The organism is Nitrosospira multiformis (assembly GCF_900103165.1).
Taxonomy (GTDB): domain Bacteria; phylum Pseudomonadota; class Gammaproteobacteria; order Burkholderiales; family Nitrosomonadaceae; genus Nitrosospira; species Nitrosospira multiformis_D.
Window position 1 is genome coordinate 3,009,690 of sequence record NZ_FNKY01000001.1, and the last position, 22,491, is coordinate 3,032,180.

Here is a 22,491-nt window from a genome sequence, read left to right on the forward strand (position 1 = left end):
CTAGTGTCCTGAGTTAGAAGTTCGCAGACAAAAGCGTTCGATGCTGGCAATGATGTCATCGGCGGATTTGGTCCAGACAAAGGGTTTTGGACCGGCGTTATTGAGTTTGAGGTAATGGCGAATGGCATCCTCCAATTGACGGGTCGAACGATGGGTTCCACGGCGAATTTGTTTTTCGGTCAGAGTGGCGAACCAGCGCTCGACCTGGTTGAGCCACGAGGCGGAGGTCGGCGTGAAATGTACATGGAAACGCGGATGACGGGCGAACCAGTTGCGGATGGCGGGTGTCTTGTGCGTTCCATAGTTATCCATCACCAGATGAATGTCCAGGTCACTCGGAACCGATGCCTCGATCATACGTAAGAATTTCAGGAACTCGCTGCTGCGATGCCGCCGGTGCAACTGTCCGATGACCTCGCCGGTAGCAATATCGAGCGCGGCAAACAAGGTAGTTGTGCCATGGCGCTGGTAGTCGTGCGTGCGCCGTTCTGCGATGCCGGGGGCCAGCGGCAGGATAGGCTGGGTCCGGTCCAGCGCCTGTATCTGGCTCTTCTCATCGACGCACAGCACCATGGCCTTGACCGGCGGATCGATATACAGTCCAACGATGTCACGAGTCTTTTCGACAAACAGGGGGTCGGTGGAGAGCTTGAAGGTTTCTTGTCGATGCGGTTGCAAGCCGAAGGCACGCCAGATACGGCTGATCGCCGTTTGCGACAGCTTGGCTTCGCGCGCCATGGTGCGCGTGCTCCAGTGCGTGGCATTCGACGGTTGCTCTTCCAGGGTCTTGGCGATCACGGCATCGACACGCGCATCATCAATCGTGCGCGGCGCTCCCGAGCGGGGGGCGTCCAGCAAACCATCCAATCGCATTTGCACAAAGCGTCCGCGCCATTTCGACACCGTCTGCCGCGTCACCGCAAGCTTGAGCGCAACTTCCTGATTCTCCGCCCCACCGGCACATTCCAGAACAATGCGCGAACGCAAGGCCAGCGCTTGCGCCGTTTTGCGCCGCCGTGCCCAGGCATGCAATTGTTCTTGTTCAGCTTCGTTCAACACCAGCTTCGCTCTCGGTCTGCCTGCCATCTCGTCCTCGCTGTCTCGAACCCAATATCTGGGAGACAGCCAGCACACAAAATAATTCAACGAATTTCTAACTCACTACACTAGATATTGGTGGCTTATAGCCTCTTGGCACCTCGGTGTTGTTAACCCAACTTCGATTGACCCAGACATGGAGCTCGCTTGGTCGTGGAATTACCGTTTCGGATAACGTTGTGGGAATATTTCTATTGTCGAGCTTAAATGGGTCAATCCCATCATCAAATGCATAAAGCTGTCCGGTTTCAGTATCTTGGTAAGTTTTCATGAACTCCTTAAAAAACTAATGGCTGGTTTTGGCACGGAACTGCCTATCACGATAGGCTCTTCAACGTTGAATTCAGCATCTACCGCTGGCTACTGAATCACGCGTGGAGGCTGCCTCTCTTCAATGCTTGAATGGCCTCTCTCTCATTTCTTACAACGATATTGGCTGGGCAGAAAAAATATCTGGAAAGCGCCCGTTGCGCATAATGCTGCGATATATCTTCGAGTTCCTCCCATTTCGATACCTGTACCCGTACCCAGGTCTTGTCGTCACGGCCAATGGCGTAGAGCCTTTTTTCGGTGACCTGAAATTTCAATATCAATATTTCGGCTCTTGCATTCTCTCTCGCACCGTCGGTCGCACACCGCATACCCTCGTAGCTTATGTTCATCGCTCCCGCGGATGATTTGATTACCAGAGTGTAGCGCACTATGTAATCGTCTCCCACCACGATGGAAGGCCCATCAATGAAATGAAGATTGTCGCTGGCAGGGCCGGCGTCAAATGGCAGCGGGTTCTCCGCTTTGGGGTAGGCGGGCAATTATATCCGCAGTTCAGCCCAGGTTTTGCCGCCATCAAATTCACTATCGAATCCCTTCAATGCCTTCTGGGGAGTGCACGCTGCGAGCGGCAGAAAGCATAGCCACAACAGAATTTTTTTCATGAAGAAAAATCAGCGGTATCGGATTAACTTAGAGTTCATGTGTCAATGCTCAGCATTGACACAGATTGTGGAGCACGCAACTCATGGAGTTTGTGCCATAGATCAGTTGATCAGTTTGCGCGGATCGTGGCGGTTATGGCGGCGATTCTCGGGTGCACAGTCTGAGTTACACCGGTATCACAAAACAATGCCGAGGAGCGTACACAAAAGTGTGTACTGCACACCTTAAGATATTGATCTTACGATATGTTTCTGCTCTTTTTAATCAGATCATAAGCAGTCTGTACCTCCTGAGTTTGTGCGGTAGCTACAGCAATCATATCTTCCGGCATCCCTTGGCCCATTAATTTGTCGGGGTGATACTGGCTCATCAGTTTCCGATAGGCACGTTTGATTTCCTGATCGCTACTCTCTTTACTGACACCTAACGCCTTGTAAGCATCATCCAGAGCGGTGGCGGAAGTTGCCTGCCCGCCCGCAAAGTGTGACTGGCCTAGAACCATCTCCAGTAATTGCTTGAACGCTGACTGGTCATAACCCAGATGAAAAGCGAAATCCTTTAACAAACCCTCTTCAGCCGCATCCAACCGCCCATCTGACAATGCCATGACAATGAGATAAATCAGCAGCATCTGCTTCAGGCTGTTCGTATGCCCGCAAACCGCCATAAATTCGTCCAGCTTCGGCTTGACATCAAAATCTGCGGCCGTTCCTTGCTTGAACAGGGCGATTGCCAGTTGCCGATGTTCGGAAGACATTCCCAGCTTCCGCATGAAATCTTCCACATGATTAATCTCACCCTGGGAAACATGGCCATCCGCTTTGGCGAGCTTCCCCATCAAGATGAAAACAGTTTCAATGAAAACTGTCTGGCGCTGAGCGTTAGTCAGCGGGTTAATGGCACCCGCACCATAAGCCCGGTAACGATCGATGATACTTCCGGCGATATACCCGGCAAATGCGCCGAAAATACCCAGGAAGTAATAACCTAATAAAAGTCCAATTATTTTAAACAAGGGAATTCCTGCGAATAATGTGGAAAATAGTCCTGAGTTAGGTAATTATTACTGAAATCGGAATTCTGACATACTTGGTTGACATACTGAGTGGATAAATTCATCGTGACGCGCGGATAACCTGATCGGCTGCCAGCACCCGCGAGCAAACCATATGATATTTACCATTATCCCCCTGCCAAATCACAAATGTATAAATAAAGTGCGGCGGATCCTTCAATGCACGCGACAGAGGAGAGACTGATGATTGAATTGCATTCGAGCCCCACGCCCAATGGGCAAAAGATAATGATTATGCTTGAGGAGACTGGAATCGAATGGCGGCATATCGACGTCAATATCGGGACTGGCGACCAGTTTAAACCTGAACACCTCAAGCTCAGCCCTAATAATAAGATTCCCGCCATTGTGGACACGGATGGGCCAGGAGGTATGCCATACACAATGATGGAATCCGGCGCCATTCTCCTTTATCTGGCGGAGAAAACTGGAAAATTTATGCCAAAGGATGCACGCAAACGCTATGACATGCTGCAGTGGCTGTTTTTCCAGGTGGCGCACGTCGGCCCCATGTTCGGCCAGGCCAATCACTTCAATAGCCAGGCCAGAAATAATCAGTATGCCAAGGATCGCTATAACAACGAGTCGCTGCGCCTGTACCGCGTGCTGGATAACCGGCTGGGAGAATGCCCATGGCTCGCTTGCGACGAATACACCATTGCCGACATCGCCACCTATCCATGGTGTAAAAGGCATAGGGATCGCGGCATCGACAACACCGCTTTCCCTAATTTCATGCGCTGGTTTGCGGCGATGGAAGCGCGTCCGGCTGTACAACGCAATAATGACATTGCGGCCGAAATCCGTGAACGCATGAGCAGAGCGGCGGAGGGTCAACCAACTATCAACATCTACGATACCAAAGATAATGCCGAGCGCCTGGCTCGGGCCACGTCGGTGCGCTAACGTGACGATATGCGCAATCGCAGCCGGGGCGAGTTCGTTTACACGCGAAAATTACCAAAAGCGTAGTCATGCTAATCACATATTACGCCACGATATTGCATTTTTCTCATGCCATATAAATAAATATCCGGCATCCTATCGATTGACAGCTGCCATATCAAACACAATAGAACAACTGCGAGCGTTATAGAAGTAAAATCGCTCCCGCAACTCCTCACTCGTTCGAGAATGAATACAGCGGACGGAAACCGGGCATGCATCGGTCTTTCATTTTGGCAACAAAGATCTTATGCGTAGCGCCTCCATAGGTTAAACTTGAACATCAATCTTACTTATGCTGACACCTACCTATGGCCCAATACGTACTAACCATGAATCGCGTGGGCAAAGTCGTTCCACCCAAGCGTCAGATTATCAAAAATATTTCCCTCAGCTTCTTCCCCGGCGCAAAGATCGGATTGCTCGGCCTTAACGGTTCCGGAAAATCCACAGTACTGAGAATCATGGCAGGGCTGGACAAGGATATTGAAGGCGAGGTGACGGCAATGCCCAACCTAAAAATCGGCTATCTCCCGCAGGAACCGCAGCTCGACCCTGAACTCACCGTGCGGGACGCGGTGCAGGAGGGGCTAGGTGAAATATTCGGTGCACAGCAGAAATTGGAAGCGGTATACGCTGCTTATGCCGAACCTGACGCCGATTTTGAGGCGCTGGCGGCCGAACAGACCCGGCTGGAAGCCGTTCTTGCCGCTGGTGGTGGGGATGGTGGTCAACAGCTGGAAATCGCAGCCGATGCGCTTCGCCTTCCTGAATGGGACGCTGTCGTCAAAAATCTTTCTGGTGGTGAGAAACGCCGCGTTGCCCTGTGCAAACTTTTGCTATCCAAGCCCGACATGCTATTGCTGGATGAACCGACCAACCATCTGGATGCCGAGTCGGTGGATTGGCTGGAACAATTTCTCACCCGCTTTCCCGGCACGGTAGTGGCCGTCACGCATGATCGCTATTTTCTCGACAACGCCGCGGAGTGGATTCTTGAGCTCGATCGTGGTCACGGTATTCCATGGAAAGGTAACTATAGCTCCTGGCTGGAACAGAAGGAAAGCCGCCTGAAGCAGGAAGAATCGACGGAATCCGCACGCCAGAAGGCCCTCCACAAAGAATTGGAATGGGTACGGCAGAACCCCAAGGGACGGCAGGCGAAATCCAAAGCTCGTATTGCCCGCTTTGAAGAACTCAACTCACAGGAGTATCAGAAGCGCAATGAGACACAAGAAATTTTCATTCCCGTTGCTGAAAGGCTAGGCAACGAGGTCATTGAATTCAAGGATGTTTCCAAGGCTTACGGCGATCGCCTGCTGATCGATAACCTGAGCTTTAAAGTGCCGCCTGGCGCTATCGTTGGCATCATCGGCCCCAATGGGGCGGGCAAATCCACCCTCTTTCGCATGATCACAGGAAAGGAGCAACCGGATTCCGGCGAAATAGCAATCGGCACAACTGTCAAAATCTCGCATGTGGATCAATCGCGCGATTCCCTGGAAAGTGGCAAAACCGTGTTTGATACGATTTCCGGCGGCCACGACATCCTTACCGTCGGCAAGTATGAAACTCCCGCACGCGCTTATATCGGACGTTTCAACTTCAAGGGCGCGGATCAGCAGAAGATCGTCGGCAATCTTTCCGGTGGTGAACGCGGACGGTTGCATTTGGCAAAAATGCTCATTTCGGGCGGTAACGTCCTGCTGCTGGACGAACCTTCCAATGATCTGGACGTAGAAACCCTGCGTGCCCTTGAAGATGCCTTGCAGGAGTTTGCCGGTTGCGTACTGGTCATCTCGCACGACCGCTGGTTCCTCGACCGCATCGCCACTCACATCCTGGCATTTGAAGGCAATTCGCAAGTTGCATTTTTCGACGGCAATTACCAGGAATATGAAGCCGACAAGCGGAAGCGGCTGGGTGAGGAAGGCGCAAAACCGAAGCGAATCAGATACAAGCCGATCAACCGGTGATAATGCCAATTGGCATTACTTCCTGGATACCGGTGGAATTTGCCGGGCGGCATCATGACAATCGGCGATCGGCTTCAGGCTCCGGCAATGCAGTCCGGTCAGCGGAAGATTGCTCGTTTCTGTACTTCTGTTTCTAAAGCAGAATTTATCAGCTTGTCGAGAATTTGTTCTTACTGGCAGAATAGAGAAACCCTTAATCACGATGAGTAGCCGCGCTCCCTGGGGTCATTTCACCGCCCTCGCGATCTGGATCATTATCTCCGGTGTGATATATCTATACTTTGATGCCCATCAGAAACCGACGGTTGCGGTAGCCAGCGCGCAGTTGGCTGGTGGAGAAGTCGTGATCCCGAGATCACACGATGGACATTATTATGTGCGAGGCGCAATCAACGGCCGCCCTGTGGATTTTATGGTAGATACGGGGGCCAGTACGGTGTCTATTAGTCATGAGATCGCACGGAACACCCATTTGCCCAGAGGTACGCCGGCTAATTTTGTGACCGCGAACGGTGCGGTCATGGGTGAAATTGTTTCAGGGCAAACGATTGAAGCGGGAGGCATCGTCGTGGAAGGTCTCAGTGTAGGGGTTGGTATCCAGGGCGATATCGCGCTGCTTGGACAAAACTTTTTGCGCAGGATAGACGTGCTTCAGTCGGATGATAAAATGGTGCTGCGGGTCAGGACCAGATAGTCTCGCCGATACCAAGCCCGAGCCTGTGCTAGGTCCACTGATAGGTCCGGCAAGATTCTTCTGAAACTTCCCTCATCTTGAAAGCATTTTGTTTCCATACCTGGTTAGCATCGGCTACCATGTAGGCACCGATTACGCTTCCCTGATACGCTTATGCACATAAATGCACTGAAAATTTCCAACCCTGCTTTTTTAGAAAGGCATTCATGAAATCGATTTGTTATACCTGCCTACTCGTCTTGATCTTCACCGGATCTGCGGAAGCACGCTCGTTCGCCTCCACGTTACCAAGCGAACGCGAGGCTGGTATCTTGAATGCGAAGATGCCAACGGAGATAGCAAAGTTGCAGGCATCAGAAAAAATCGATGCAAGCAATGGGATGGCACTTGAGGAAGCACTTGAGATAGGCGATACCTCTTTCCAGAGGGTCGAATCACAGCGGGTGGCCCAACTCGACAAGGGAACTAAACGGCATGATAGCGAACGGCTACCGGCTGGAGACAAGAAGCAGGCTGAAGAGAATAAAGCGTGCACTGATTGCCCCGAATTAATATCCATTCCAGGTTATAAGTTTGCTATCGGCAAATTCGCGGTAACGTTTGAGGAGTGGGACGCCTGCGTGGCGGATGGTGGCTGTGGCGGATACCAGCCTCCGGATAATGGCTGGGGGCGCGGCAATAGGCCGGTGATCAACGTAAACTGGAACGATGCGCAAACCTATATTCAATGGCTGTCGGACAAATCCGGCAAAGCCTACCGCCTGCCGAGCGCCGAGGAATGGGAAATCGCCGCGCGCGCCGGCACCACCACCGAATATTATTGGGGTGATGATGTCGGACGTAATCATGCGAATTGCGATGGCTGCGGGAGCGAATGGGACAATCGAAGGACTGCGCCTGTAGGCAGCTTCAAGCCGAATGCCTTCGGCCTATACGATATGATGGGAAATGTATGGCAATGGACCGACACCTGCTGGCAAGGCAATTGCGCAAAACGCCTGTTTTTTGGCGGCTCGTGGAATCACAGACCGCAGGATATGCGTGCGACGACGCGCAACTGGTTTGACACGACGAAGCGTATGCGTTACCTGGGATTTCGTCTCGCCATGACAACTCCCTGAAATAACTCTCCCTTCCTCATCTGATCCTCATACCAGAGATATCTTCCCATTTGAACGTGTAACATAACTCGGACTCTTATTTTCGTTAGGTATGACAGGATGATTTTTCGGGAAAGATCGGTCGAACTGGTGCTTAGTTAGTGCTCGTTGCACAAAAGATAAGTTTACGATACACCCGAAGGAAAATGGCCCCATGAGGGCCATTTTCCTTCGCTCAATCCAGTCAGAGTATTGTGGCCTTAGATTTGCGTCGTACTACGGCCCCCATGAAAATTGACCTAAGTAGTTCTCATCCAGAAACGGCCTGATATTTTGCTGATCGAGTGTTTTCAACATTAAATTCCGGGCCGGTTTAGTGACACATTATGCTGTCTCTCCTTAATGCCATCCGATGAACTCCGTTTCACGGCTCCGCCCTGCGCGTGCTCTCCTTGCAAAGGGCAGGAACAAAATGAGTCCTAACGCGCTCAGGGCAAAGGTGGAAGGCTCCGGAACCGTGGCTGAGACCTGGGCAGCCAAATCACTCGTAAGACTTACATCATAAAGATGACTCGGATCGAGTAATCCTACCGGAATCTGGTAAGGTATCTCAATGGAGTTCAACACTCCGCTAGACAGACTCACGCTCGTTGGCGTAACGACCCAAGGCAAATTCGTGAATAGGCCTGACGTATTGAAGACGCCATTATTGAGAGAAATCATGGAATCGACCAGCGTTGAATCGGTGATCCAAGAACTGAGGAAGTCCAGCGAAATGGATGCGGAGGAAACCCCGTCTTGGGGTACGTTAAGAGAGATACCATTCGAACCAAATGACCACTCGCCATTAACTGCTCCCTCGAAGTTGGAAGAGAAAAGATTCTCCGTAATCGATGTGCCTAGAGTGAGGTCGGTCAGGATGACAGAGAGAGGGTCGGTCAGTTTCCCTGTGCCAGTATCTGCCCCGAAGCCAACCGTGCCTTTGAATTGGTCGGCATTGATGACCACTGTGGCCGCTCCAGGTTGGCTGACCTCAACACTCGTGACTGTTCCCGTGGAAATTGTCATTGTAGAGTTAGCTTTAGCGTGGGCATTCTGGTTCCCATGAGCCGCTGTCGGAGGAACTGTATCGGCTTCGACTACGATATGCATGCTGCCGGTCACCTTGCCAGGCCCCCCAACAGCACCAACCGGGGCTCCCGCCATAAAAGTCACGTCCGCTTTTGCACTGGGTTCTGCGCCGACTGGACCGCCGGCCAGACCAGTCGTTTTCGGGGCGGCAGGCAGTCCCGCTCCTATTTTCCAGTTCGGAGAATCAAGACCGGTAGGACTCTTGGAAGACAATAAAGCATTGACATGGTTATCCTGGGCGACTGCGGTGAGATCCCAAGTATAACGACCAAATACATTAGCAGCTGGGGCAGGCACGACTGGGATATTCCAAATGATGGTCTTGGTCGCATCAATTTTCTTATCAGCGTTAGATATGCTTGGCCATGCACTTAAAAAAGCCAGAATAAACAATGAAACGGTATACGAAGAATACTTTAGCGCCAATTCGTATTTGTGAGCAGAAGACACATTGCGGTCGACCATCCAGATCGCCCTGAATATCAGGATCGTACCGAGAAATATCAGGAGCGCAAGAAGCAATTGGGCTGTCATGGTAGAGTCTCCGTACTGGTAAATTTAAAACAATCAGGCCTGCAACTTACTGAACCAGCTTCCGGCGAAGTTAGCTTTGCGTCCATAACCTACCGCATGATTCAGCGACGGAACATTTCTTTACTGCAATTTAATATAGTTCATGAGCAAGGAAATGCAAGAAAGTGCATCGCGCGAAGCGTCAGGAAAGCTGGCAAGAGATAGATGGTGCAAGTTCTTTACGAAGAAGAAATGGCGAACACTCTGGCCCCGAGTCATGCGTAGTACGCCGCGAGGCTATGGTGAAGCGTTGACAGAGGAAACGACAGGCCAGCCATTGAGCCGCGAAATAAGCAAGTTGGGGATGCTGACGCTGTGTGTAAAAGCGGAAGACCACAAAGCATGACGACAATCGCAAGGCGTGCTTTGATCCCTCGCGGTCGCAAACCCTAAGTATGTCAGGAAATCTCTTGCACGGAAGCTGGGAACCTAGAGGTTACCGAAAAGGAGACCGTAATATGATAAAAATACCCGGCGCGAATATCTCGAAACGATTCGTAAACATTATCGCAAAGCCTACGAGAAGGGTAAGAAACCGATCCTGGACGATTTTGCGCCAATTGTGCCTATCATCGCAAATCTTCATTCAACTCTTGAGCAGGCGCCCGCGGGTGTGGCTCAAAACCAGGTGCCAAGCCGGTCTATGATCCCGCAGCATTGCTGGTGCCGCTCAAGCGTATCTGGTTCGCCACTGATCAGATGTGCTCGAAGAAGCTCAAGGCCGCTATTCTACTTTGGCTGTCTCACTACGAGCGCAGTATAGCGCCCTCTCAGAATTGGTCAGAACGCGCAATTGCTCGCTGTCAGCACATGCAATCACGTTTCAAGAGAAAAGAAGAATACCCATACCTCACTCAATCCGCCCGTCTAATTCTCGCCCCCAGCAACGACAATTTGTCCTCGATACGCTCATAGCCGCGATCAAGGTGATAAATACGGTCGATGACCGTTTCGCCCTTGGCAATCAGTCCCGCCAGCACGAGGCTGGCGGAAGCGCGCAGGTCGGTGGCCATGACATTGGCGCCATCAAGACCGGCTACACCACACACCACGGCGGTATTTCCTTCCACTTTGATGTCAGCATTCATGCGTCTCAATTCCTGTACATGCATGAAGCGATTTTCAAATATGGTTTCGGTAATCATTGCGGTCCCGGCGGCAACGCAGTTCAATACCATGAACTGTGCCTGCATGTCGGTGGGAAAAGCCGGATAGGGCGCGGTTCGCAGATTTACGGATTTCAGTGGGTTATTCATTTTCAGATGTATCCAGTCTTCACCTGATTCGATGGCGGCACCCGCTTCCATCAATTTGTCGAGTACCGCGTCGAGTGTATCGGAGCGTGTTTCCGTAAGATGAATTTCGCCGCCGCTGGCCGCTGCCGCCACCAGGAATGTACCGGTTTCGATGCGATCCGCCATGACGCGATACGTGGCGCCGTGCAACTTCTCGACGCCTTCAATGGTAATGACATCGCTGCCGACGCCATGAATTTTCGCACCCATTGCAATCAGGCAATTTGCCAGATCCAATACTTCCGGCTCGCGTGCCGCGTTCTCGAGCACGGTTGTTCCATCGGCCAGGGTCGCCGCCATCATCAGGTTTTCGGTCCCCGTAACGGTGACAATATCCATCACTATGCGCGCACCGGTGAGACGTTTCGCTTTTGCGTGAATGTAGCCATGCTCGATATCAATCTCCGCACCCATGGCCTGCAAGCCCTTGATATGCTGGTCAACCGGGCGCAAACCGATGGCGCAGCCGCCGGGCAGCGATACCCTGGCCGCACCTGCGCGCGCCAGCATGGGGCCTAATACCAGGATTGCAGCACGCATGGTTTTCACCATTTCGTAAGGCGCAACAAGATGGGAAAGATGGGCGGCAGTCATCCCTGTTTCCTTCCCGTTCGGCGCAACGCTAACGCCCATTTGTCCAAGAAGGCTCAGCATGGTGGTTATATCGTTGAGATAGGGAACATTCTCGATGGTCAGTGTTTCACCGGTAAGCAGAGAAGCACATAGAATGGGTAACGCGGCATTCTTTGCACCGGAAATACGAATTTCGCCGGAAAGAGGTACGCCGCCCTGGATGATTAGTTTTTGCATGAGTTATAAATATTATTGATGTAAGTCCATATCAGCCCACCCTTCGATCGGCATGAGCCCAGGCAGGAATTTCGTCAATACCAGGAGATCACTGAATAACCCTCTGTGAACCGCATTGCTGGAAACTCGGAAAGTTTTTTCAGAAGCCTCCGGGTTGTCTGGCGGGGAATTTCCTGGCATCTTCCATGGTTCTCACGCAAATCCTGTAGACTCCGCACTGGATTCCCGGCCGCACAATCAGATCCCAAAATGAGCTATCCGAAGCCTCGTTTTCTGTACTGATTATCGGTCATGGTTTTAACGATTGAAATATGCGCGCATTCCCTTCATCATATCGCAAAGGTCACTCTTATAAATCCAAATTTGCAAACCCTCTACGAGTCCGAATATTTCATAAATTCATATGATGATTGCGCAGGATTTTGTTTTTTAGGGGGATTTTGTGAAAGAGTGGTGTAGTGATGCATACACCCGACTGAATGAAATCTCCATACGAAACAAGAGACCCGCGAGGACACGTGTTAATTTATGAAACATTCAGGTTGGCACAGCACCATCAAGCCGGCATTCCATCACTTAAAGGAGATCAAATGAAAAAACAAACGATTCAAACTGGCGATGCACCCCAGGCCATCGGCACCTACTCTCAGGCGATACGCGTCGACGGAGGGAATACCGTCTATCTTTCCGGCCAGATCGGGCTGGATCCATTTACCATGCAGATGGTGGTAGGGGTCGAGGGACAAATTCAGCAGGTTTTTTTGAATCTGAAAGCAGTAGCGACGGCGAGTGGCGGCAATCTGAGTGATATTGTTAAACTGAATGTTTATCTGACGGATCTTGCCAATTTTGAGAGAGTGAACGAGATCATGGCGAGCTACTTCAACTCGCCCTATCCAGCGCGAGCGGCGATAGGTGTGGCAGCGCTTCCGCGCGGGGCATTAGTGGAGATGGACGCGGTAATGGTATTGCAGGAGTGAAGAATAGCACCCGCGACGATTCCACGCCGGGTGCTGTCACTGGTTTTGCAAGCAGGGTAATACAAGAAAAACTTGCCAGACTTGGCATCACCGATGAATTCGATCTGGTGCTGCATTTGCCGCTACGCTACGAGGACGAAACACATCTTTATCCCATTAACGACCTGCCCGAAAACAAGACGGCACAGGTTGAAGGCGTCATTATCCACAGTGAAGTCATGTATCGCCCAAGGCGTCAACTGGTATGCCAGGTGGAAGACGGGAGCGGCATACTTTTCATGCGCTTCCTCAATTTTTATGGCAGCCAGGTAAAAGCCTACTCCACCGGCACGCGGGTACGCTTGCTGGGGGAAGCGCGCCCAGGTTTTTTCGGTGTCGAAATGGTTCATCCCAAATGCCGCATCGTGCGCGAAGGTGAGCCATTGGCCGACGCGCTAACACCCGTCTACCCGGCCACCGCAGGACTCTCCTCGGAACCAATACGCAAACTGATCCGGCGGACGCTGCAACGATGGGTAGAGAATGGCGATCAACAAAGCTATCTTTCGGAAACCCTGCCCGACACGGTTTTACGGCACTACCGATTGCAAGGCTTCAGGGATAGCGTCATTTTTCTGCATCAACCGTTACCGGACGCGTCAGCCACTTTATTGCAGGAACGCACCCATCCGGCCTGGCGGCGAATCAAGTTCGATGAGTTGCTGGCGCAACAACTCTCCATGCGTTTGCATTATCGTCAGCGCCGCAGTCATAGTGCCCCGGTTCTGCTCAACAAAAGCAAACTGACCACCGCGCTGCTGGAGTCGCTCCCTTTCGAACTCACCCGCGGCCAGAAAAAAGCATTTGCCGAAATCAGCCGCGATCTTGCTGTATGCCACCCAATGCAGCGGTTACTGCAGGGTGATGTGGGTTGCGGCAAAACCGTTGTCGCCGCATTGGCTATGCTGCAGGCAATTGAAAATGATTGTCAGGCGGCATTGATGGCTCCAACCGAGATCCTGGCTGAGCAGCATTATCAGAAGCTTTCAGGATGGCTAGGTCCGCTGCTTGCCCACTTGGGGGTTACGATTGCCCGGTTATCCGGCAGTCAGAAAAAGAAACAGCGGGAGGCCGCGCTCGCTGATATTGCTGAAGGTCGTGCCATGCTTGCCGTTGGTACGCATGCGTTGTTCCAGGAGCAGGTAGAATTCGGCAGGCTTGGACTTGCCATTATCGATGAACAACACCGCTTCGGCGTGCATCAGCGGCTGGCGTTGAGGATGAAAGGTGCTAAAGCGGAATCAGTACCGCACCAATTGATGATGAGCGCAACCCCCATTCCGCGCACGCTTTCAATGAGCTACTATGCCGATCTGGATGTATCGGTGATTGATGGGCTGCCTCCTGGCAGAACCGAAGTGATGACTAAACTGGTCGCGGATACCCGCCGCGATGAAGTGACCGCACGTATCCGGGAAGCTTGCCATGCCGGAAAACAGGCCTACTGGGTTTGTCCGCTGATCGAGGAATCCGAAGCTTTACAACTTAAGACAGCGCTGGAAACTCATGAAACATTGAGCCTGACTTTTCAGGATTTGAAAATTGGCCTGGTGCACGGCCGGCTCTCAGCCCAGGAAAAATCGGCGGTGATGGAATCATTCAAGCAAGGTGAAATCCAACTGCTGGTTGCGACGACGGTAATCGAGGTAGGTGTAGACGTACCCAATGCTTCATTGATGGTAATTGAGCACGCGGAACGCATGGGGTTATCGCAATTGCACCAGTTAAGAGGCCGTGTGGGCCGGGGCGCTGAAGCCAGCATATGCATACTGCTGTATCAGAAGCCTTTGTCCGCAACCGCTCAGGAGCGGCTCAAAATTATCTTCGAACATAACGACGGCTTTGAGATTGCGCGCCAGGATTTGCGGCTCCGCGGTCCGGGTGAATTTCTGGGTGCGCGCCAGAGCGGTGTACCTATGCTACGCTTTGCCGATCCGGAATATGACGGGGATTTGCTCGATAACGCCCGCATCGTCGCCGAGGATTTGCTCCGTGACCACCCGGAAGCCGCGAAACGCCACCTTCATCGCTGGCTGGGACGTAAAAGCGAGTACCTGCGAGTCTAGCAGACCGCTTAAATTCACTTTAGTATTTTGATTCATAAAAACTTTCTTTGTCATTTGATCTCCACATTTTTAGTGGACCCACTACAGGGCAGCTGCCGGATTTAGAATGATTCTACAAACTCGGAATCTAACCCTGCAATATCCCGGCAAGTTACTATGCTGCAATTTAAGCCTGACTATTAAACCGGGTGAATGCTGGGCTATACTCGGCCAGAATGGCTGCGGCAAGACCACGTTGATACACGCGCTAGGCGGCTTGCGTCGCGTCGACAGCGGAAATGAGTCTTCCGTTATGATAGCGGGGAAGCCCCCACAAACGTGGTCCCGGCGCGAACTCGCCCGTAATCTCGGCATCATGTTGCAGGAAGAGCCCGGTGAGTTCTGGGGCAACGTGTACGAATACGTATTACTGGGGCGCTATCCCCATATCAAAAATATGTTTGGCTGGGACGCCATTGACCAGGACATGACGCTTAAAGCCATTGAGCGCATGGAATTGACCAGCCTTGCCCACCGGCCGCTCGTCACGCTTTCCGGTGGCGAGCGCCAGCGGGCACGTATCGCTTTATTGCTCGCACAGACACCGGTATATTATTTGCTGGATGAACCGCTGCAACATCTGGATCTGCGCCACCAGCTTCTCGCCATGACGCTGTTTAACGAACTCGCCAGGCAAGGTAGCGCGCTGGTGATGGTGCTGCACGATATTAGCTGGGCGAGCCGTTTTTGTGATCATGTTTTGATGCTGTTTGATAATGGCCACGTTATTAGTGGAAGTACGGAAGAAACCCTCAACCAGTCCAATCTTGAGGCGCTTTACCAATGCAATATTAAGGAAGTCGTCGTGAACCATGGGCGCCATTTCGTACCTGAAACGATGCCGGGTGTATAATCCTAAATCCGGTAGTTGACCGCTCATTCATGATTTTAGCTCTATGATTCATAAAGATTTCCTGTGTTATTTGAGGCTCATCTTCTGGGTGAGTCCGCTACAGGGCGGATCGCACGGTTTTTATGGTGCATGGCGGCGTTGCAACGCCTTGAAATGGAATAACCATTTCGCGTTGTTGCGCCTTGCCACGCACCCCAAAAACCGCACACTCCACCCTGTTCAACTACCGGATTTAGGATAATCCGCTCTTGATGCTTCTCAAACTTCGTAATGATCCGTAAATTTCTCCACCGCGTTTTCGGCCACAAGCCATCTACTTCCGTTTCCGTTTCCCGCCCTCCCGCTGGTGTACACGTCATCTCGCGTAAGCAGCATGGCATTACACGCGACCACATCAATCCCTGTGCGCTAAAAGTTACCTCGGGCTTACAAGAAGCCGGGTACTCCGCTTTCGTCGTCGGTGGCGCGGCACGTGACTTGCTGCTGGGACTGGACCCGAAAGATTTTGATATTGCCACGAATGCCACGCCTGAGGAAGTGCGTGCTATTTTTCGCCGCTCCCGCATTATCGGCCGCCGTTTCCGCCTGGTGCACGTAATGTGCGGTGCCGAGACGGTGGAAGTTTCGACTTTCCGCGGCGACACGCTTGCCGGCGAGAACGATGGGGCCACCGCCAACGCGCATGCTGACGAGCATGGACGCCTTTTGCGGGACAATGTATTCGGCAGCCAGGAAGAGGACGCGAAACGGCGCGATTTTACTGTCAACGCATTGTTCTTTGATCCCGTCCATGAAGAGATCTGGGATTACCTGAACGGCTATGAAGACATCAAGGCGAAGCGCTTGCGTATCATCGGTGACCCTTTGCGGCGGTATCGGGAAGACCCGGTACGAATGCTGCGGGCCGTCCGGCTCGCAGCCAAGCTGGATATGCAGATAGACGCGGACACCGCCGCGCCTATCGGCGACCTTGCACCGCTATTGCAGAACGTGCCGCCATCGCGGCTATTCGACGAAATGCTAAAGCTGCTGCTGTCCGGTCACGCCTTGGCCTGTGTGATCGATTTACGCACACGCGGCTTACACCACGGTTTGCTGCCGATGCTGGACGTCATACTGGAACAACCACTGGGTGAGCGTTTCATCACGCTCGCGCTCAAGAACACCGACGAACGCGTGCGGCATGAAAAACCGGTATCTCCCGGCTTCCTGTTTGCGGCTCTGTTGTGGCACGAAGTGCTTGCGGCATGGAATAACCGTCAAACCGCGGGAGAAAAAATGATTCCTGCTCTGCATCAAGCCATGGATGATGTACTGGCAGTGCAAAATAAAAAACTCGCGATTCCGCACCGCTACGATGCCATCATGAAGGAAATCTGGGCTATGCAGCCACGTTTTACCGGCAGATCGGGCCGCAGGCCATTTCGTTTACTGGAGCACCCTCGCTTCCGGGCCGCATATGATTTCATGCTGCTCCGTTGCGAAAGCGGCGAGATAGACATGGAGCTGGGCGAGTGGTGGGAGGCGTTTCAACGCGCCGGCTCCGGCGAACGCGAAGCCATGCTACTCAAGGACGAAACGCAAAAGAAACGGAAAAGAAGTCGCAGCCGCCGCAAATCCGCATCCAGCGATGCGGAAAACGGCGGTACGGTTGCAGATACGGTGCAATAAATTAATGTCATTTGCCATATCGCAGCGGGTCCACCAAGCTTTTATTGCACTGGGCAGCAATCTGGATGACCCGGCATCCCATGTACGACAGGCCTTTGATGAATTGGCGCGTCTTCCTTCATGCCGCCTGCTGACGCACTCCGCACTTTATCGCACCGCACCGGTGGGGCGGCTTGATCAGCCAGATTTCATCAATGCGGTGGCGAAAATTGAAACCACCCTCACCCCGCACAGCCTGCTTAAAGCACTACTTGAAGTCGAGTATTCCCACGGGCGCGTGCGCGAATATCCCAATGCTCCGCGAACGCTTGATCTGGATATATTGATGTATGATGATCTGCAATGCGACGAGCCCGGTCTGATCCTACCGCATCCACGTATGCATCAACGGGCATTCGTGTTGCAGCCGCTTCTGGAAGTTGCGCCGGATTGCCTTATTCCGGGGCGTGGCGCTGTTATTGAATTGCTGGCCGACTGCAGAGGTCAGCAAGTGAAACAAGAACAAAACAAATGAAACTGGAAAAATATCGCTACATCGTAGTCGAGGGTCCGATAGGCGTAGGTAAAACCAGTCTGGCGCAGCGCATGGCAAATCACCTGAACGGCGCACTGCTGTTGGAAAAGCCGGGCGAAAATCCATTTCTTGAGAAATTTTACGGCGATATTTCCCGCTATGCTCTGCCGACGCAATTATTTTTCCTGTTCCAGCGAGCGAGTCAATTGCAGAGTTTTGCGCAAATGGATATGTTTACCCAGGTAACGGTAAGCGACTTTCTGCTCGACAAGGATCAACTGTTTGCCAGGCTCACGCTAAGCGATGCCGAGTATGAGCTGTACCAGCAAATTTATCGTCACTTGCAGCCGCAGGCATCACCGCCAGACCTGGTGATTTATTTACAGGCTTCTCCCGCCACGCTGATTGAACGAGTGAAGCGGCGCGGCAATATGTTCGAGAAGAACATTTCTCAGGAATATCTTTGGCGGCTGGCTGAAAGTTATACTCGCTTCTTTCATCAATACGAGGATGCACCAGTCATGATGATCAACAGCGAAAATCTCAATTTTGTCGATAGCCAGGAGGATTTCTATCTGTTGTTGCAACAACTGGAGCAGATGCGCAGCCCCCGGGAATATTTCAATCGTGGAATCTAGTATAGTACGTCAGAAATATTGTTACTTAAAAATGGCTAGATTGTCGCCATGCTGCGTTGCTCGTCGTTGCATATGAATAACTATGCGCCTCCTCACGCCTTCCCTGACGCCAATCTAGCCATTTTTAACATCCCGTTCCTGGTTTATTAACTTGAATCTATCAGGTAACAATACTTCTGACGCACTACACTAGGAGTTCAGTTATGCGTACTACACAAGGTGCTTTACAAAAAATGCGTGACGATGGAGAGAAAATTGCCATCCTCACCTGTTACGATGCAAGCTTTGCGGTACTGCTGGAAAATGCCGGTGTCGATATTCTGCTGGTGGGTGACTCGCTGGGCAATGTTCTCCAGGGTGAAGAAACGACTCTCCCCGTCACTCTGGATGACATGATCTATCACACACGTTGTGTGGCACGCGGATCAAGCAAAGCGTTCATCATGGCCGACATGCCGTTCGGTACATCTCAAGTGGCTCCGGAAGATACTTTTGAGAATGCCGCCGAGCTCATGGCTGCAGGCGCCAATATGGTCAAGATCGAGGGCGGCAGCGTCATGGCGGAAACGGTGGAATTCCTGACCCGGCGCGGTATCCCGGTTTGCGCTCATATCGGTTTGACACCCCAATCGGTCAATCAACTGGGCGGCTACACGGTACAAGGTAAAACCGACCACCAGGCAAAGCAATTGCTGGAAGACGCGGTTGCCCTGGAAAAGGCAGGAGCGGGTATGTTGCTGATGGAGGTTGTTCCCGCCGCGCTCGCCAAAAAAGTTACCAAGAAACTGTCCATCCCCACTATCGGCATTGGCGCCGGCATAGATTGCTCGGCGCAGGTACTGGTACTTTATGACATGCTGGGTATCTATTCCGGCAAGAAAGCCCGGTTTATGAGGAATTTCATGATCGGCGCAACCAGCATTGAGGAGGCGGTGGCAAATTACGTCAGGTCAGTCAAAACTGGAGAGTTTCCAGCGCCTGAGCATGCATTCTGAGTTGTGGATAGAGAGTGGAAATTATCACCGAGATCTCATCCTTGCGCAGCCGCCTCAAGCATGAACCTCCGATTGCTTTTGTTCCCACCATGGGCGGTTTGCACGAAGGCCATTTATCGCTGATTCGGATCGCGCAACAAAAAGCAGACTGTGTGGTGGCGAGTATTTTTGTTAATCGCCTGCAATTTGCACCGGCAGAGGACTTTGATCAGTATCCACGTGCTTTGGCAGATGACTGTGAGTTATTGAAGAATCAAGGCGTTGATGTATTATTTGCGCCCGATGAGAAGAGCCTTTACCCTGTGCGGCAGGAATTCATGCTGGAACCTCCGCCAGTAGCGAATATGCTGGAAGGCGAGTTTCGTCCCGGATTCTTCCGTGGGGTAGCGACGGTCGTACTGAAGCTTTTCAATATCGTGCAACCCCACGTGGCGATTTTCGGAAAAAAAGACTACCAGCAACTGCATATCATGCGTGAACTCATACGGCAATTCAATTTACCTCTGGAAATTATTGGGGGCGAAACCGTGCGTGCATCGGACAACCTGGCGTTGAGCTCGCGTAATCGCTATCTGTCAAACGATGAACGAGCCGAGGCGGTGCGGCTTTATCGGGTTTTATCGCAAATCAAACGGGAAATAGAGCACGGCAACAGAAATTTTCATGCATTGCAGCAAAGCGCAAAAGATGACCTCGACGCTCATGGCTGGAAGACGGACTATATCGTGGTGCGGCAGCGCGATACACTGATTCCGGCACGAGAGGATGATGGCGATATGGTGGTGCTTGGCGCTGCGCGGCTAGGTCAGACCCGGTTGATAGATAACCTGGAAGTGTCCGTGTGAATCTGAACGGAGTAATGGGGTAACGATGCTATACGTCACTGCTGTATTCTCAAGTTTACTTTATGGGCTTGAAATGGAACCTGAATCCTTATCCACAGCAAGATCATTTCTATTTCGGGCAGTTTGCGATACACCGCTCCTCCACGATTTTCCTCCCGCCGCAACTTAAAAAACAAGCGTCCTGAACTGATTGACATCCGCATTCAACCTCGCATTGTTCGTAGCGCAGACGATCAAACTCTCTGTTACGATCCGGCGTGATTGGCGGTGCGGGCTGATAATAGAAAGGATAGGAATATCCCAAGCCATAATAGGGTCCTCCCCATCCCCACGGTGATCCGCTCCATCCCCAGGGTGATCCACCCCAGCCGCCCCCCCACCCTAATCCGGCGCGACCCCACCCCAAAAAGCGTGAATTCATCCGCTGCCGGTAGCTACTGAGCTCATTTTCATAGCGCTGTACCGCTTTGTTGTATCGCTCGTCCGCAAGCGGTTCGATACGCTTCAGACACGATTGATAAACGGATGTACAGCGTTGCTGGCATGCCTCCAGTTTCTGCGTACATTTTTCCAGGCATATTCCACTTGCGGGGTCGGTGGGCGGTTCATAGCGATGCATGATCTGATAACGGGGAGCGAACATGACGCACCCGGAAAGGCCGCTTATCAAAATGGCAAGAACAATGGCGCGCGGAATTGAAATCATGCTTATTTTTTCTATTAAACGTGTAGCTTCCGTTTCTTGATAACGTGCCGGGTTATGTAAAAGTTTACCAAAATAGCGCGTTAGCGTAGTTAATGGTCTGAATGCAGATTTGTCATTTAAGCGTGTTGAAAAGTAGCGTTCAATGAGTTCTTGGACTGGCTTACCGCATTACAGCGCTTGGCCAGCTGCTTCTCGAGTTAAGGCCTGGTGCCTGGAATATCATACAACCTATTGATATCACTTTTAATTTTATCCGTCTCCATTTGGAGACACAAGCTATTGATTTATTATCAATAACTTATGCCACTTCATCGATTTCGCGTTGCCGGGCAGCAACAGTATCAGCCGGTTCTCTTCCATCTTATATAGTAATCCATTGTTTTATATAAATAATTAAATCTGGCATGATAAATGCTTTATTTGTTAAATAGCGAGTTACTGAATATGTGGCTCATAACATTCAATCCATGGAGGCAGTCAACGGGATAAATAGAAACATCGAACCAAAGACCGATTGTAATAGCACCGATCCGGCGCAGTTGATTGACTGTCCGGATTGATCTTGAAATCTGTCTTAAATAGCGTCATGGTCGAAGGATTGACTTTGGCAAAACAGCAATAACATATGGAGGTACTTTCATTATGTTTCCACTGCAAAGTCCGAAGCAAAACCAAATTCTTGCGGCCCTGCCTGCGGAAGATTATGCGAGACTTCTGCCATATCTTGAGTCCACATTCATGTCGTTGGGGCAAGTGATCTATGAACCCGGCGCTTCGATTAATCATTTGTATTTCCCGACCACCAGCATTTTTGCGCCGGTATACGGCGTGGAAAATGGGACTTCGGTGCGGCTTGCGATCATTGGCAACGAGGGACTTGCCGGTATTTCGGCTCTCTTGGGTGGTGGCGGCATGCCCGGCGGAGTTGTGGTACAAAGCGCGGGCAACGCCTATCGAGTCAAGACGAACATACTAAAAAAGGAATTCGATTCACGCGGCAAATTTCAACGGCTGGTGCTGCATTACACCCAGGCGCTGATTACTCAAACCGCGCAGAACGCGGTGTGCAACCGGCACCATAATATAGAACAACAGCTAGGCCGTTTCCTGTTGATGAGCCTGGATCGATTATCGGGCAACGAGTTGCAAATGACGCATGAACAGATAGCGATCATGTTGGGCGTGCGCAGGGAGAGTGTGACTCAGGCCGCGCTTAAACTGCAGACGATCGGAGCGATTCGATATAGCCGCGGTCATATCACCGTCCTGGATCGCGAGGAGCTGGAAGATTCCGTATGCGAATGTTATGCGGTGGTAAACAATGAATACGAGCGCCTGTTACCCCATCGCTCGCTTTCCGATCCCGCTCCTGCAACGGCTAAACGCTGCGTCAGCAGAGAACTCTGGACTGTAAACTGAGGAGAGCCCCGGACTATTCAGCGAAAACCAATTCGCCCTCCCCCTGATCTTGGTTTGAGCTGTGTAGTCCGGCTTGTTGCATAAAGATGAAAC

The 22,491-nt window shown here is 51.7% G+C and carries 21 protein-coding genes; 14 read left to right on the plus strand and 7 right to left on the minus strand.

The window, feature by feature from the left end:
- The 4 genes from BLR00_RS13530 to djlA form a co-directional block, all read right to left on the minus strand.
- Nucleotides 1-1,086 carry an IS630 family transposase gene (locus tag BLR00_RS13530; protein WP_074631760.1) on the minus strand — a complete coding sequence of 362 codons (1,086 nt, stop codon included), beginning with the start codon at nucleotides 1,084-1,086 and terminating at the stop codon, nucleotides 1-3.
- Nucleotides 1,087-1,466: 380 nt separating this feature from the next.
- Nucleotides 1,467-1,910: a CNP1-like family protein gene (locus BLR00_RS13535; RefSeq protein WP_256324156.1), complete on the minus strand. Its 444-nt coding sequence runs from the start codon at nucleotides 1,908-1,910 to the stop codon at nucleotides 1,467-1,469.
- Nucleotides 1,911-2,033 (minus strand): hypothetical protein, encoded by a 123-nt coding sequence (locus BLR00_RS17115; RefSeq protein ID WP_256324157.1) that lies wholly within the window; start codon nucleotides 2,031-2,033, stop codon nucleotides 1,911-1,913.
- 239 nt (nucleotides 2,034-2,272) lie between these two features.
- Nucleotides 2,273-3,049 carry a co-chaperone DjlA gene (djlA, locus tag BLR00_RS13540; protein WP_074633580.1) on the minus strand — a complete coding sequence of 259 codons (777 nt, stop codon included), beginning with the start codon at nucleotides 3,047-3,049 and terminating at the stop codon, nucleotides 2,273-2,275.
- 243 nt (nucleotides 3,050-3,292) lie between these two features.
- Here djlA and BLR00_RS13545 point away from each other — a divergent pair, with 243 nt between their 5' ends.
- From BLR00_RS13545 to BLR00_RS13560, 4 genes are all read left to right on the plus strand, one after another.
- A complete protein-coding gene (locus BLR00_RS13545) occupies nucleotides 3,293-4,015 on the plus strand; it encodes a glutathione binding-like protein (protein ID WP_074633582.1) in 723 nt (240 codons plus the stop codon).
- Between the two features lie 350 nt (nucleotides 4,016-4,365).
- A complete protein-coding gene (ettA, locus tag BLR00_RS13550) occupies nucleotides 4,366-6,030 on the plus strand; it encodes an energy-dependent translational throttle protein EttA (RefSeq protein WP_074633585.1) in 1,665 nt (554 codons plus the stop codon).
- Nucleotides 6,031-6,232: 202 nt separating this feature from the next.
- Nucleotides 6,233-6,724, plus strand: a complete 492-nt coding sequence (locus BLR00_RS13555; protein WP_256324158.1) for a retropepsin-like aspartic protease family protein — start codon at nucleotides 6,233-6,235, stop codon at nucleotides 6,722-6,724.
- 206 nt (nucleotides 6,725-6,930) lie between these two features.
- On the plus strand, nucleotides 6,931-7,845 hold the full coding sequence (locus tag BLR00_RS13560; protein ID WP_074633589.1) for a formylglycine-generating enzyme family protein: 915 nt from the start codon (nucleotides 6,931-6,933) through the stop codon (nucleotides 7,843-7,845).
- Between the two features lie 378 nt (nucleotides 7,846-8,223).
- Here BLR00_RS13560 and BLR00_RS13565 read toward each other — a convergent pair whose 3' ends face one another.
- Entirely contained in the window at nucleotides 8,224-9,489 is a 1,266-nt protein-coding gene (locus tag BLR00_RS13565; protein WP_074633592.1) for a PEP-CTERM sorting domain-containing protein, read from the minus strand.
- Nucleotides 9,490-9,643: 154 nt separating this feature from the next.
- On the opposite strand from BLR00_RS13565, the gene BLR00_RS13570 reads away from it, so the two are divergent.
- Nucleotides 9,644-9,874, plus strand: a complete 231-nt coding sequence (locus BLR00_RS13570) for a hypothetical protein (RefSeq protein WP_143007658.1) — start codon at nucleotides 9,644-9,646, stop codon at nucleotides 9,872-9,874.
- A 508-nt stretch (nucleotides 9,875-10,382) separates the two neighbouring features.
- Here the strand turns inward: BLR00_RS13570 and murA are convergent.
- Nucleotides 10,383-11,633 (minus strand): UDP-N-acetylglucosamine 1-carboxyvinyltransferase, encoded by a 1,251-nt coding sequence (gene murA / locus BLR00_RS13575; protein WP_074633597.1) that lies wholly within the window; start codon nucleotides 11,631-11,633, stop codon nucleotides 10,383-10,385.
- Between the two features lie 590 nt (nucleotides 11,634-12,223).
- On the opposite strand from murA, the gene BLR00_RS13580 reads away from it, so the two are divergent.
- The 8 genes from BLR00_RS13580 to panC all read left to right on the plus strand — a co-directional run bounded on the left by BLR00_RS13580 (nucleotide 12,224) and on the right by panC (nucleotide 20,273).
- Nucleotides 12,224-12,613, plus strand: a complete 390-nt coding sequence (locus tag BLR00_RS13580; protein WP_074633600.1) for a Rid family detoxifying hydrolase — start codon at nucleotides 12,224-12,226, stop codon at nucleotides 12,611-12,613.
- Nucleotides 12,610-14,718, plus strand: a complete 2,109-nt coding sequence (gene recG, locus BLR00_RS13585) for an ATP-dependent DNA helicase RecG (protein WP_074633603.1) — start codon at nucleotides 12,610-12,612, stop codon at nucleotides 14,716-14,718. Before BLR00_RS13580 ends, recG begins: the two co-directional genes overlap by 4 nt.
- Nucleotides 14,719-14,824: 106 nt before the next feature.
- Entirely contained in the window at nucleotides 14,825-15,610 is a 786-nt protein-coding gene (locus BLR00_RS13590; protein WP_074633606.1) for an ABC transporter ATP-binding protein, read from the plus strand.
- Between the two features lie 270 nt (nucleotides 15,611-15,880).
- Nucleotides 15,881-17,281: a polynucleotide adenylyltransferase PcnB gene (gene pcnB / locus BLR00_RS13595; RefSeq protein WP_074633608.1), complete on the plus strand. Its 1,401-nt coding sequence runs from the start codon at nucleotides 15,881-15,883 to the stop codon at nucleotides 17,279-17,281.
- 4 nt (nucleotides 17,282-17,285) lie between these two features.
- On the plus strand, nucleotides 17,286-17,795 hold the full coding sequence (gene folK / locus BLR00_RS13600; protein ID WP_074633611.1) for a 2-amino-4-hydroxy-6-hydroxymethyldihydropteridine diphosphokinase: 510 nt from the start codon (nucleotides 17,286-17,288) through the stop codon (nucleotides 17,793-17,795).
- Nucleotides 17,792-18,433 carry a deoxynucleoside kinase gene (locus tag BLR00_RS13605; RefSeq protein ID WP_074633614.1) on the plus strand — a complete coding sequence of 214 codons (642 nt, stop codon included), beginning with the start codon at nucleotides 17,792-17,794 and terminating at the stop codon, nucleotides 18,431-18,433. Before folK ends, BLR00_RS13605 begins: the two co-directional genes overlap by 4 nt.
- Nucleotides 18,434-18,636: 203 nt before the next feature.
- Nucleotides 18,637-19,428 (plus strand): 3-methyl-2-oxobutanoate hydroxymethyltransferase, encoded by a 792-nt coding sequence (gene panB / locus BLR00_RS13610; RefSeq protein ID WP_074633616.1) that lies wholly within the window; start codon nucleotides 18,637-18,639, stop codon nucleotides 19,426-19,428.
- A 14-nt stretch (nucleotides 19,429-19,442) separates the two neighbouring features.
- Nucleotides 19,443-20,273: a pantoate--beta-alanine ligase gene (gene panC / locus BLR00_RS13615; protein ID WP_074633619.1), complete on the plus strand. Its 831-nt coding sequence runs from the start codon at nucleotides 19,443-19,445 to the stop codon at nucleotides 20,271-20,273.
- Nucleotides 20,274-20,382: 109 nt separating this feature from the next.
- Here the strand turns inward: panC and BLR00_RS13620 are convergent, their stop codons facing one another.
- A complete protein-coding gene (locus BLR00_RS13620; RefSeq protein WP_074633622.1) occupies nucleotides 20,383-20,979 on the minus strand; it encodes a hypothetical protein in 597 nt (198 codons plus the stop codon).
- A 642-nt stretch (nucleotides 20,980-21,621) separates the two neighbouring features.
- Here BLR00_RS13620 and BLR00_RS13625 point away from each other — a divergent pair.
- Complete coding sequence (locus BLR00_RS13625) at nucleotides 21,622-22,398, plus strand: Crp/Fnr family transcriptional regulator (RefSeq protein ID WP_074633624.1); 777 nt, start codon at nucleotides 21,622-21,624, stop codon at nucleotides 22,396-22,398.
- Nucleotides 22,399-22,491 lie beyond the last annotated feature (93 nt).